The 12,343-nt window shown below is 68.7% G+C and carries 10 protein-coding genes and 1 tRNA gene; 10 read left to right on the plus strand and 1 reads right to left on the minus strand.

From position 1 onward, the window contains the following. The first annotated feature begins 653 nt into the window (after positions 1-653). The 9 genes from dnaN (at position 654) to ACZ60T_RS20355 (ending at position 11,016) form a co-directional block, all read left to right on the plus strand. Positions 654-1,784 (plus strand): DNA polymerase III subunit beta, encoded by a 1,131-nt coding sequence (dnaN, locus tag ACZ60T_RS20315; protein ID WP_252425367.1) that lies wholly within the window; start codon positions 654-656, stop codon positions 1,782-1,784. Between the two features lie 184 nt (positions 1,785-1,968). Continuing rightward, positions 1,969-2,844, plus strand: coding sequence for a phosphogluconate dehydrogenase (NAD(+)-dependent, decarboxylating) (gnd, locus tag ACZ60T_RS20320; protein WP_252425368.1), 876 nt, complete (start codon positions 1,969-1,971; stop codon positions 2,842-2,844). A gap of 52 nt (positions 2,845-2,896) precedes the next feature. Then, a complete protein-coding gene (gene recF, locus ACZ60T_RS20325; RefSeq protein WP_469667126.1) occupies positions 2,897-4,054 on the plus strand; it encodes a DNA replication/repair protein RecF in 1,158 nt (385 codons plus the stop codon). After that, a complete protein-coding gene (locus ACZ60T_RS20330; RefSeq protein ID WP_365628775.1) occupies positions 4,051-4,587 on the plus strand; it encodes a DciA family protein in 537 nt (178 codons plus the stop codon). Before recF ends, ACZ60T_RS20330 begins: the two co-directional genes overlap by 4 nt. Positions 4,588-4,967: 380 nt before the next feature. Beyond that, positions 4,968-7,052: a DNA topoisomerase (ATP-hydrolyzing) subunit B gene (gene gyrB / locus ACZ60T_RS20335; RefSeq protein ID WP_365628773.1), complete on the plus strand. Its 2,085-nt coding sequence runs from the start codon at positions 4,968-4,970 to the stop codon at positions 7,050-7,052. Between the two features lie 42 nt (positions 7,053-7,094). Then, positions 7,095-9,689 carry a DNA gyrase subunit A gene (gene gyrA / locus ACZ60T_RS20340; RefSeq protein WP_365628770.1) on the plus strand — a complete coding sequence of 865 codons (2,595 nt, stop codon included), beginning with the start codon at positions 7,095-7,097 and terminating at the stop codon, positions 9,687-9,689. A 19-nt stretch (positions 9,690-9,708) separates the two neighbouring features. Next, the gene (locus ACZ60T_RS20345; protein ID WP_365628767.1) at positions 9,709-10,410 is read left to right on the plus strand and encodes a DUF3566 domain-containing protein; all 702 of its coding nucleotides are present in this window, start codon (positions 9,709-9,711) and stop codon (positions 10,408-10,410) included. A 200-nt stretch (positions 10,411-10,610) separates the two neighbouring features. After that, positions 10,611-10,684 (plus strand) — tRNA-Ile (locus tag ACZ60T_RS20350). Positions 10,685-10,839: 155 nt separating this feature from the next. Beyond that, entirely contained in the window at positions 10,840-11,016 is a 177-nt protein-coding gene (locus ACZ60T_RS20355) for a hypothetical protein (RefSeq protein ID WP_365628764.1), read from the plus strand. Positions 11,017-11,161: 145 nt separating this feature from the next. On the opposite strand, the gene ACZ60T_RS20360 is transcribed toward ACZ60T_RS20355, so the two are convergent. Further along, positions 11,162-11,530 (minus strand): DUF6344 domain-containing protein, encoded by a 369-nt coding sequence (locus ACZ60T_RS20360; RefSeq protein ID WP_365628761.1) that lies wholly within the window; start codon positions 11,528-11,530, stop codon positions 11,162-11,164. Positions 11,531-11,879: 349 nt separating this feature from the next. On the opposite strand from ACZ60T_RS20360, the gene ACZ60T_RS20365 reads away from it, so the two are divergent. Further along, the gene (locus ACZ60T_RS20365) at positions 11,880-12,008 is read left to right on the plus strand and encodes a DLW-39 family protein (RefSeq protein WP_365628758.1); all 129 of its coding nucleotides are present in this window, start codon (positions 11,880-11,882) and stop codon (positions 12,006-12,008) included. Positions 12,009-12,343: the final 335 nt, after the last annotated feature.

Consider the following 12,343-nt stretch of genomic DNA (forward strand, 5'->3'; position numbering starts at 1 on the left):
CCAGCTCAGTCACCTGTGGATCGGTGGACAAACGATCTCCACAGGCTGTGGACAAGATGATGATCCACAGGCTGTGCGTCGGGTTATCCACCGGCAACCCACAGGATGGGGCGGGTTGTCCCCAGCGATCTCCCGGTTCTCCACATCGTTGTCCACTGTTCGGCAACGCGACGTGCCCTCTCACCGGGGCGAGTGAAAGGCGTCACATCAAGGTGCCGGAGAGGCCTGTGGGAAAGGCCGCGAAATCTGGGGACAAGGCTGGGGAGAACTAGGCCCAACCTGTGCATGGGGTGTGCAGAACTTTCTGTTCTCCACAGACAGGCCGGGTTGTCCACCGGCTCCACCCACAGGGTCGGTGGACAAAATCTGGCCGCTGAGCTGGGACAACGTGGTTATCCACGGTTTCCACAGGCCCTACTACTACTTCCACTCAGAGAGAGCAGGGAATCCGTTTCGAAGTGGGGCCTGTGCACAACTCGCGCTCCGGTTCACGGCTGTCCCTCGTCACGACTTGACCCCGAGAGGCACCTACTGTCAGTGCGGTGCGTCAGACTGGTTCCGGTGTCCTGCCCCGTTCCGGGAGCCGCGACACCAGTCAGACGACGAAGGCCAGGCAGGGCGAGAGCGCCGGCAACAGCAGGAGGCGGCTTACGGTGAAGATCCGGGTGGAACGCGACGTACTCGCGGAGGCAGTGGCCTGGGCTGCGCGCAGCCTCCCGGCCCGTCCGCCGGCGCCGGTCCTCGCCGGCCTGCTGCTGAAGGCCGAGGACGGTCAGCTCAGCCTGTCGAGCTTCGACTACGAGGTCTCGGCGCGGGTCTCCGTGGACGCCGAGGTCGAGGAGGAGGGCACGGTCCTCGTCTCCGGCCGCCTCCTCGCCGACATCTGCCGCGCCCTCCCCAACCGTCCGGTGGAGATCTCCACAGACGGTGTACGGGCGACGGTGGTCTGCGGCTCCTCCCGCTTCACCCTCCACACCCTGCCTGTGGAGGAGTACCCGGCACTGCCGCAGATGCCGAACGCGACGGGCACGGTCCCCGGTGAGGTCTTCGCCGCTGCCGCCGCCCAGGTCGCCATCGCCGCGGGCCGCGACGACACGCTGCCCGTCCTCACCGGTGTGCGCATCGAGATCGAGGGCGACACGGTGACCCTGGCCTCGACCGACCGTTACCGCTTCGCGGTCCGCGAGTTCCTGTGGAAGCCGGAGAACCCCGACGCGTCCGCGGTCGCCCTGGTGCCCGCCAAGACGCTCCTGGACACCGCCAAGGCGCTCACGAGCGGTGACACGGTGACGCTGGCGCTGTCCGGCTCGGGCGCGGGCGAGGGCCTGATCGGCTTCGAGGGCGCCGGGCGGCGGACGACGACCCGCCTCCTGGAGGGCGACCTCCCGAAGTACCGCACGCTGTTCCCGACGGAGTTCAACTCGGTCGCCACCATCGAGACCGCCCCGTTCGTGGAGGCCGTCAAGCGTGTCGCGCTGGTCGCCGAGCGCAACACCCCGGTGCGACTCAGCTTCGAGCAGGGCGTGCTGATCCTGGAGGCCGGTTCCAGCGACGACGCACAGGCTGTGGAGCGGGTCGACGCCCAGCTCGAGGGCGACGACATCTCGATCGCCTTCAACCCCACGTTCCTGCTGGACGGTCTGAGCGCGATCGACTCGCCGGTGGCCCAGCTCTCGTTCACGACGTCCACCAAGCCCGCGCTGCTGGGCGGCAAGCCGGCCGTGGACGCCGAGGCGGACGAGACGTACAAGTACCTGATCATGCCGGTGCGGCTGAGCGGCTGACGACCGTCCGAAGCGTGTCCCGGGCCTGTGCGATCGGCGATCGCACAGGCCCGGGACCGACGCTGTGGACCGGGGTGCGCGAGCGAGCGTCCGCGCTCTCGGATGTGCATGACCGCCCGGGTTTACGCTCGGACACAGGTACGAACGTGCCTCTCATGCCACATCGCAACCTAAGGAACACTTGATGGAGCTCGGTCTCGTCGGCCTCGGCAAGATGGGCGGCAACATGCGCGAGCGGATCCGCCGCGCAGGCCACACCGTCATCGGATACGACCGCAACCCTGACCTCGCCGACGTCCAGAGCCTGGAAGAGCTTGTGGGCAAGCTCCCCGGTCCCCGAGTGGTGTGGGTGATGGTTCCGGCCGGTGCCCCGACGCAGTCCACGATCGACGAGCTGGCCGAACTCCTGGAGCCCGGCGACATCGTCGTGGACGGTGGCAACTCCCGCTGGACGGACGACGAGAAGCACGCCGAGGAGCTGGCGGCCAAGGGCATCGGCTTCGTCGACTGCGGTGTCTCCGGCGGCGTCTGGGGCCTGGAGAACGGCTACGCGCTGATGTACGGCGGCGACGCCGAGCACGTCGCCCGGGTGCAGCCGATCTTCGACGCCCTCAAGCCCGAGGGCGACCTGGGCGCGGTGCACGCGGGCAAGGTCGGCGCGGGCCACTTCGCGAAGATGGTCCACAACGGCATCGAGTACGCGATGATGCAGGCCTACGCCGAGGGCTGGGAGCTGCTGGAGAAGGTCGACTCCGTGGAGAACGTCCGCGAGGTCTTCCGCTCCTGGCAGGAGGGTACGGTCATCCGTTCCTGGCTGCTGGACCTGGCGGTCAACGCCCTGGACGAGGACGAGCACCTGGACGAGCTGCGCGGCTACGCGCAGGACTCCGGCGAGGGCCGCTGGACCGTCGAGGCGGCCATCGACAACGCCGTGCCGCTCCCGGCCATCACGGCGTCGCTGTTCGCCCGGTTCGCCTCGCGTCAGGACGACTCCCCGCAGATGAAGATGATCGCCGCCCTGCGCAACCAGTTCGGCGGCCACGCGGTCGAGAAGAAGTAATCCACAGGACCGCCCGGCGGTCCACAACCTCGGGGAGATCGGCGAAACGACCATGCACGTCACGCATCTGTCGCTGGCCGACTTCCGCTCGTACGCCCGGGTCGAAGTCCCCCTCGACCCGGGCGTCACCGCGTTCGTCGGACCCAACGGCCAGGGCAAGACGAACCTCGTCGAGGCGGTCGGCTATCTCGCCACGCTCGGCAGCCACCGCGTCTCCTCCGACGCGCCCCTGGTCCGCATGGGCGCCGACCGCGCCATCGTCCGGGCCGCCGTCCGGCAGGGCGAGCGCCAGCAACTGGTCGAGCTGGAGCTGAACCCCGGCAAGGCCAACCGCGCCCGCATCAACAGGTCCTCGCAGGTCAGACCGCGTGATGTGCTCGGCATCGTACGGACCGTGCTGTTCGCGCCCGAGGACCTCGCCCTGGTCAAGGGCGACCCCGGTGAGCGCCGCCGCTTCCTGGACGAGCTGATCACCGCCCGCTCCCCGCGCATGGCCGGTGTCCGCTCCGACTACGACCGGGTCCTCAAGCAGCGCAACACCCTCCTCAAGACGGCCGCGCTGGCCCGTCGGCACGGCGGACGGCGGGGGGCACCTCCCGCGCGAGCGGATTCGAGCGTGGGGGCGGACCTCTCCACCCTGGACGTCTGGGACCAGCACCTCGCGCGCGCGGGCGCCGAACTGCTCGCCCAGCGCCTCGATCTGATCTCCGCGCTCCAGCCGCTCGCGGAGAAGGCCTACGACCAGCTCGCCCCCGGCGGCGGCCCGGTCACCCTGGACTACAAGCCGTCGGCGCCCGGCGAGGCCCACACGCGCGAGGCGCTCTACGAGCAGCTCATGGCCGCCCTCGCCGACGTCCGCAAGCAGGAGATCGAGCGCGGCGTCACCCTCGTGGGACCCCACCGCGACGATCTGCTGCTGAGCCTCGGCCGGCTGCCCGCGAAGGGGTACGCCTCCCACGGCGAGTCGTGGTCCTACGCGCTGGCGCTGCGCCTGGCCTCGTACGAACTCCTGCGCGCGGAGGGCAACGAGCCGGTGCTCGTCCTCGACGACGTCTTCGCCGAACTGGACGCCCGCCGCCGCGAGCGCCTGGCGGAGCTGGTCGCGCCCGGCGAGCAGGTCCTGGTGACCGCGGCGGTCGACGACGACGTACCGCATGTTCTGGCGGGGACGCGGTACGCCGTGTCCGACGGCACGGTGGAACGCGCATGAGCACCGACGAACCGGCACCGGCCCCGAAGACCCCTGAACTCTCGGGCGTGGACCTCGCGCGCGTGGCGCTCAGAGCCGCGAAGGAGCAGGCACGCGCGCGTGGCGACGCGGCCCAGCAGAAGCGGCAGGCCCGGCGCGGCGGACTGCGCTCCGGCGCCCGCGCCGACCGCCGCGACCCGATGGAGCTGGGGGCGGCCATCAACCGTCTGATCACCGAGCGCGGCTGGGAGACCCCGGCCGCGGTGGGCGGGGTGATGGGGCGCTGGCCGCAGATCGTCGGCGAGAACCTCGCCAAGCACTGCGTTCCCCAGCGGTACGACGAGGACGAACACGTCCTGACCGTGCAGTGCGACTCCACGGCGTGGGCGACGCAGTTGCGGCTGCTGGCCCCGCAACTCGTCGCGCGCCTCAACGAGGACCTCGGGCACGGCACGGTGCGGCTGCTCAAGGTCCAGGGCCCCAGCGGTCCCACCCAGCGCTACGGCCGCTTGCGCGCCCCTGGGAGCACGGGACCCGGTGACACCTACGGGTGACCGACATCACTCCGGGGCCGCTGGAACGGGCGTCGGCGGCCCTGTCAGCACGGTCGCGCGCGCCCATGAAGATCGACCTGACTCCGAAGTAGCCAAGGGTTGACAGGCGGAAGCGCTGAGTGCCGCTCAGAGGCTCTTGGAGCCCCGCTCCGCATATGGGGAGTCGGGCGAGACCGGTTGAGGGCGGCACATGCGTACTCAGGTACCGGCAAACCCCCATCACTGTCAGTGCTACCGGTAGACTGGAAGCCGATCCCGCCCCAAACGTGGGGACCGTCCGGGAAAAGCTGAGCAACGCTGATCAAGGCTTACCAAACGCAACATGCCGCAGCCGCTCCGGCAACCCTCCCCCAGAGGGGGCACCCCCAGGAGCCTGGCTAGTGCTGTGCCAGAAAGGGCGCTTCGTGGCCGATTCCGGCAACCCCAACGAGAACATCCCGTCCACCGATGCCGACGTGAACGACGCGGCCGTCGCTCCGAGCGGCGAGGCCGCCGCCTCGTACGACGCGAGCGCGATCACCGTCCTCGAGGGTCTGGACGCGGTCCGCAAGCGACCCGGTATGTACATCGGCTCCACCGGTGAGCGCGGTCTGCATCACCTGGTGTACGAGGTCGTCGACAACTCGGTCGACGAGGCGCTCGCCGGTTACGCGGACACCATCGACGTGACGATCCTCGCCGACGGCGGCGTACGCGTCATCGACAACGGCCGTGGCATCCCCGTGGGCATCGTGCCCTCCGAGGGCAAGCCGGCCCTCGAGGTCGTGCTGACCGTGCTGCACGCGGGCGGCAAGTTCGGCGGCGGCGGCTACGCCGTCTCCGGCGGTCTGCACGGCGTCGGCGTCTCCGTCGTGAACGCCCTGTCGTCCAAGGTCTCCGTCGAGGTCAAGACCGACGGTCACCGCTGGACGCAGGACTACAAGATGGGCGTCCCGACGGCACCGCTGGTCGAGCACGAGGCGACCGAGGAGACCGGTACGTCGGTCACCTTCTGGGCCGACTCGGAGATCTTCGAGACCACCGAGTACTCCTTCGAGACGCTGTCCCGGCGCTTCCAGGAGATGGCGTTCCTCAACAAGGGCCTGACGATCCGGCTCACCGACGAGCGCGAGCAGGCCAAGGCCGTCACCGGGGCGGACGAGGCCGGGGCGGACGAGAAGGCCGAGGTCAAGTCCGTCACGTACCACTACGAGGGCGGCATCGTCGACTTCGTGAAGTACCTCAACTCCCGCAAGGGAGAGGTGGTGCACCCCACGGTCATCGACCTGGAGGCCGAGGACAAGGACAAGAGCCTGTCCCTCGAGGTCGCGATGCAGTGGAACAGCGGCTACAGCGAGGGCGTGTACTCCTTCGCGAACATCATCCACACCCATGAGGGCGGTACCCACGAAGAGGGCTTCCGCGCCGCGTTGACCTCGCTGATCAACAAGTACGCGCGCGACAAGAAGCTGCTGCGGGACAAGGACGACAACCTCACGGGTGACGACATCCGCGAGGGTCTGACCGCGATCATCTCGGTCAAGCTGAGCGAGCCGCAGTTCGAGGGCCAGACGAAGACCAAGCTGGGCAACACGGAGGCCAAGACCTTCGTGCAGAAGGCGGTCTACGAGCACCTCACCGACTGGCTGGACCGCAACCCGGTCGAGGCCGCGGACATCGTCCGCAAGGGGATCCAGGCGGCCACCGCGCGCGTGGCGGCCCGCAAGGCCCGCGACCTCACCCGCCGCAAGGGCCTGCTGGAGACGGCGTCCCTGCCCGGCAAGCTGTCGGACTGCCAGTCCAACGACCCCACCAAGTGCGAGATCTTCATCGTCGAGGGTGACTCCGCCGGCGGCTCGGCCAAGTCCGGCCGCAACCCGGAGTACCAGGCGATCCTGCCGATCCGCGGCAAGATCCTCAACGTCGAGAAGGCCAGGATCGACAAGATCCTGCAGAACCAGGAGATCCAGGCGCTGATCTCCGCCTTCGGCACGGGTGTGCACGAGGACTTCGACATCGAGAAGCTCCGCTACCACAAGATCATCTTGATGGCGGACGCCGACGTCGACGGCCAGCACATCAACACCCTGCTGCTGACCTTCCTGTTCCGCTTCATGCGGCCGCTGGTCGAGGCGGGGCACGTGTTCCTCTCCCGTCCCCCGCTGTTCAAGATCAAGTGGGGCCGGGACGACTTCCAGTACGCGTACTCCAACCGCGAGCGGGACGCCCTGGTCGAACAGGGCCGCCAGCAGGGCAAGCGGATCAAGGACGACTCCATCCAGCGCTTCAAGGGCCTCGGCGAGATGAACGCCGAGGAACTGCGCGTGACCACGATGGACCAGGACCACCGGGTCCTCGGCCAGGTCACCCTGGACGACGCCGCGCAGGCGGACGACCTGTTCTCGGTCCTGATGGGCGAGGACGTGGAGGCCCGCCGCCAGTTCATCCAGCGCAACGCCAAGGACGTCCGCTTCCTCGACATCTGAGTCGGTCTCGGCTGACCGCACCAGGAAGGATCTTCACCAGCAATGGCCGACGAGAACACCCCCGTCACCCCGGAAGAGGGCGGCGAACTCGCGATGCGTGTCGAGCCCGTCGGGCTCGAGACGGAGATGCAGCGCTCGTATCTGGACTACGCGATGTCCGTCATCGTGTCCCGTGCGCTGCCTGACGTCCGGGACGGCCTCAAGCCCGTCCACCGCCGCGTCCTGTACGCGATGTACGACGGCGGCTACCGCCCCGAGCGCGGCTTCTACAAGTGCGCCCGTGTCGTCGGCGACGTCATGGGCAACTACCACCCGCACGGCGACTCCTCGATCTACGACGCCCTGGTGCGCCTCGCGCAGCCGTGGTCGATGCGGATGCCGCTGGTGGACTCCAACGGCAACTTCGGCTCTCCGGGCAACGACCCGGCGGCGGCCATGCGCTACACCGAGTGCAAGATGGCGCCGCTGTCGATGGAGATGGTCCGCGACATCGACGAGGAGACCGTCGACTTCACGGACAACTACGACGGCCGCTCCCAGGAGCCGACCGTCCTGCCCTCCCGCTTCCCCAACCTGCTGATCAACGGCTCGGCCGGGATCGCGGTCGGTATGGCGACCAACATCCCGCCGCACAACCTGCGCGAGGTCGCGGCCGGCGCCCAGTGGTGCCTGGAGAACCCCGAGGCCTCGCACGAGGAGCTGCTGGACGCGCTCATCGAGCGCATCAAGGGCCCGGACTTCCCGACCGGTGCCCTGGTGGTGGGCCGCAAGGGTATCGAGGAGGCCTACCGCACCGGCCGCGGCTCGATCACGATGCGCGCGGTGGTCGAGGTCGAGGAGATCCAGAACCGCCAGTGCCTGGTGGTCACCGAACTTCCGTACCAGGTCAACCCGGACAACCTGGCGCAGAAGATCGCCGATCTGGTGAAGGACGGCAGGATCGGCGGCATCGCGGATGTCCGTGACGAGACGTCCTCCCGTACGGGCCAGCGCCTGGTGATCGTCCTCAAGCGGGACGCGGTCGCCAAGGTCGTCCTGAACAACCTGTACAAGCACACCGATCTGCAGACGAACTTCGGCGCCAACATGCTGGCGCTGGTGGACGGCGTGCCGCGCACGCTGTCGCTGGACGCGTTCATCCGCCACTGGGTGACGCACCAGATCGAGGTCGTCGTCCGCCGGACCCGCTTCCGGCTGCGCAAGGCCGAGGAGCGCGCCCACATCCTGCGCGGTCTGCTCAAGGCCCTGGACGCCATCGACGAGGTCATCGCGCTGATCCGGCGCAGCGAGACCGTCGAGGTCGCGCGCGGGGGCCTGATGAGCCTGCTGGAGATCGACGAGATCCAGGCCAACGCGATCCTCGAGATGCAGCTCCGGCGGCTGGCGGCCCTGGAGCGGCAGAAGATCGTCCAGGAGCACGACGAACTCCAGGCGAAGATCACCGAGTACAACGCGATCCTCGCCTCCCCGGTCCGCCAGCGCGGCATCGTCAGCGAGGAGCTCGCGGCGATCGTCGAGAAGTACGGCGAGGACCGCCGCAGCCAACTGGTGCCCTTCGAGGGCGACATGTCCATCGAGGACCTGATCGCCGAGGAGGACATCGTCGTCACGGTCTCCCGCAGCGGCTACATCAAGCGCACCAAGACCGACGACTACCGCGCGCAGAAGCGCGGCGGCAAGGGCGTCCGCGGCACGAAGCTCAAGGAAGACGACATCGTCGACCACTTCTTCGTGTCCACGACGCACCACTGGCTGCTGTTCTTCACCAACAAGGGCCGCGTCTACCGGGCGAAGGCCTACGAGCTGCCCGACGCCGGCCGGGACGCGCGCGGCCAGCACGTGGCGAACCTGCTCGCCTTCCAGCCGGACGAGGCGATCGCCCAGATCCTCGCGATCCGCGACTACGAGGCCGCGCCGTATCTGGTGCTCGCCACCAAGGGCGGTCTGGTCAAGAAGACGGCTCTGAAGGATTACGATTCGCCGCGCTCCGGCGGTGTCATCGCGATCAACCTCCGCCAGATGGAAGACGGTTCGGACGACGAACTGATCGGCGCCGAGCTGGCCTCCGCCGCTGACGATCTGCTCCTGATCAGCAAGAAGGCGCAGTCGATCCGGTTCACCGCGACCGATGAGTCCCTGCGCCCGATGGGCCGCGCCACCTCCGGTGTGAAGGGGATGAGCTTCCGCGAGGGCGATGAGCTGCTCTCGATGAATGTTGTCCGACCCGGTACGTTCGTGTTCACTGCCACCGACGGCGGGTATGCGAAGCGGACCGCCGTCGACGAGTACCGCGTCCAGGGGCGCGGTGGCCTCGGTATCAAGGCCGCCAAGATCGTGGAGGACCGCGGTTCGCTCGTCGGCGCGCTGGTGGTCGAGGAGAGCGACGAGATCCTCGCCATCACGCTGGGCGGCGGTGTGATCCGTACCCGGGTCAGTGAGGTCAGGGAGACGGGCCGTGACACCATGGGCGTCCAACTGATCAACCTGGGCAAGCGAGATGCCGTGGTCGGCATCGCGCGGAACGCCGAGGCGGGGCGCGAGGCGGAGGAAGTCGACGGCGACGAGGCCGTGGACGAGACCGCCGAAGGTGCCGCGAGCACCAGCACGGACGAGGGCGAGGCGCCCTCCGCCGAGTAGCACTAGGAAGTGAGTCAGCGTGAGCGGAGCCACGGGCGCCGGATCGACCGGTACGGACACGGACGGCGGCGGCCGTGGCTCCGCCACGCACTCCCATGACTTTCATGGATCCCAGGGGGGAACTGTGACGGACACCCGAGGCCCGCAGCAGCAGTACGCGGCTGGAGCGGGCCCGGCCGCCGCCGGCGCGCAGCCGAGCGCGGCACAGGCGGGCGACGCGCCCGCCTCTCCGCTGCCGGGCCAGCGCCCGAAGCAGCCCGCGGGCCCCTACCACCCGCCGCAGGCCTATCAGGCGCAGCCGTCGACGGGTGGCGTGCGCCGCCCCCGGACCGGCGCGAGCACCACACCGCGCACCCGCAAGGCCCGTCTGAGGGTGTCGAAGGCCGACCCCTGGTCGGTGATGAAGGTCAGCTTCCTGCTCTCCATAGCCCTCGGTATCTGCACGATCGTCGCGTCGGCGGTGCTGTGGATGGTCATGGACGCGATGGGCGTCTTCTCGACGGTCGGCGACACGATCTCGGAGGCCACCGGCTCGACCGACTCGAAGGGATTCGATCTCCAGTCGTTCCTGTCCCTGCCGCGTGTGCTGACGTTCACGACGATCATCGCGGTCATCGACGTCGTCCTGGCGACGGCTCTCGCGACCCTGGGCGCGTTCATCTACAACATCTCGGCGGGCTTCGTCGGCGGTGTCGAGCTGACCTTGGCGGAGGACGAGTAGCGACCCAGGGGCGGCCCAACTGGCCTGCTCTGAAAGCGACTTCGTACGACAGAGCGCATCCCGGCCCGGGGTGCGCTCTTCTCGTGCCCGGATCGTTCCCGGCGGGCCGGAGCCCGGCGCCGTTATCGATTTTGGGACTTCCCACGTCGTGCGCTAATCTTCAGGAGTCAGCGCGCGGGACACACACCGCAGAGCGCGGCGGGGCTATAGCTCAGTTGGTTAGAGCGCATCCCTGATAAGGATGAGGCCACAGGTTCAAATCCTGTTAGCCCCACAGATGAAGATCGCAGAGAGCGGGCGTTTCCCCTGGTGGGAAGCGCCCGCTCCGCGTTGTGGGGTGGAGCGGGGGCGTAGCCGTCCGCCGGCTTGGTCTCGCCCTGCTGCCGTACGGGGAGCAGCATGGGAGGAGAGCGACCGAGGGAGGCCATCATGAGAACCGGAGCCTCGGGCTACGACAGCTCGCCGTACTCCCACACCCCGTCCCAGGCCGAGGGCGAACGCGACGAACCAGCCGCGCGTACGGCCATGGAGGAGCATCCGGACGTCCCCAGGACCGAGCCGTCCCAGGCGGAGGGGGAGCGGCCGGAGGACACCGGAACCGCGTGAGTGTGACGAAGACGGACAGCGAAGGCCCGGCACCGTGGACAGGTGCCGGGCCGTTCTCGTGTTCTCGTGCGGGGCTTGGTACGCAAGTTCGCCGCTGGAGTGATGGGGGCTCCCCAGGGGAGCGGTGAGGTCAGAAGGGGCCGGATCAGCTCTGGAGGGGCGTGGTCCCCTTGTGCGGGGCCATGGGTTCGGTACGGGGCCGGGGGACCGAGGGGGGAAGCGGGTCCGCGGCGATGAGATCCATGAGCGGGTCGCGGCGGCAGGACGGGGAGGTGTTGTGGGCCTCCGCGTGGATGCGTTGTTTCATCGTGGGGGGCAGGGACCGTTCGCGGGCCGCTCTGCGCTGCAGGGGCCTCTGCTTCGGCGGCGTCAGGCGCGTGCTGCTGTTGTGCTCCGGCTGGGGCTGAGGTACGGCCGCCGCGGCGGCCGGGGTGATGAGTCCGAGCGCGGTGCACAGAGCAAGGAAGGCGGTGACGATAGCGGTCCACAGCGTCATGACCTTGTTCTCGGCCATGGCCCCTCACTTTCGGGTTGGGCGATTTGCGTACTTTGCTCATGATGTGTATGTGGACCCGGAAGTGGTGGACCTACGGCCGTGGCGCATCGATCTTCGGATGAACACCACTCGGATGGGCGCAGAGAGCCCGGAAAACTCGGGAAATGGGCCGGAGAGCGGCGAACGTCACATTCTGTGGTGCCGTGGTCGCCGACGGTCCGGAGCGGCGCCCTCTGGTCGATTCGGGCCGTATCGCCCTGCCCAGGACCGGAGTTGGGAAGCCGATCCAGGTCACCGATCGATATCGATCGGTGTGTATAGTCGGGCGCCAGAGGTCCCCTACGTCAAGGAAAGACGAGGTCGCGCGGTGAAGAAGCTTCTCCTGGTCGCACTGGCCGCCATCGGCGGGCTCCTCGTGTACCGCCAGATCCAGGCGGATCGCGCCGAGCAGGATCTGTGGACGGAGGCGACTGACTCCGTGCCCACGAGTTCCTGAGTCGACAGACAGCAGATTCAGAGCAGGCCCCGATCGCAGTGGCGGTCGGGGCTTTGTGTTCCCTGCCGACGCGGGGCGGGTGAGCGACTGCTCGGTCATGGCCGTGGGCGGGGTGTGCCGGGGGCCAGGAGGCCGTGTGACGGGGCTGTGGTGGTGCCGCGCCCTCTTCTGCGGCCGCGCGGCCCGTGGGGGCTCGCAGGGGGCTTACGGTCCGTCCGGATCCCCGGGCCGGGTACGGCTCGGGAATGCCGGACGGTGTTCCCGGTGTGCTGTGGGTGACGACGTCACCGAGGGTGGACTCCCGCGTGCCCCGGGCGCGGGAGTCCCCGGTGGTC

This window comes from Streptomyces sp. NPDC104371 (genome assembly GCF_055583785.1).

What these genes read in the sequence shown, in the direction of transcription:
- ACZ60T_RS20330 (WP_365628775.1), top strand. Translation starts at nt 4,051, where the DNA reads ATGAGCACCGACGAACCGGCACCGGCCCCGAAGACCCCTGAACTCTCG.
- recF (WP_469667126.1), top strand. Translation starts at nt 2,897, where the DNA reads ATGCACGTCACGCATCTGTCGCTGGCCGACTTCCGCTCGTACGCCCGG.
- gyrA (WP_365628770.1), top strand. Translation starts at nt 7,095, where the DNA reads ATGGCCGACGAGAACACCCCCGTCACCCCGGAAGAGGGCGGCGAACTC.
- ACZ60T_RS20355 (WP_365628764.1), top strand. Translation starts at nt 10,840, where the DNA reads ATGAGAACCGGAGCCTCGGGCTACGACAGCTCGCCGTACTCCCACACC.
- gnd (WP_252425368.1), top strand. Translation starts at nt 1,969, where the DNA reads ATGGAGCTCGGTCTCGTCGGCCTCGGCAAGATGGGCGGCAACATGCGC.
- ACZ60T_RS20360 (WP_365628761.1), bottom strand. Translation starts at nt 11,530, where the DNA reads ATGGCCGAGAACAAGGTCATGACGCTGTGGACCGCTATCGTCACCGCC.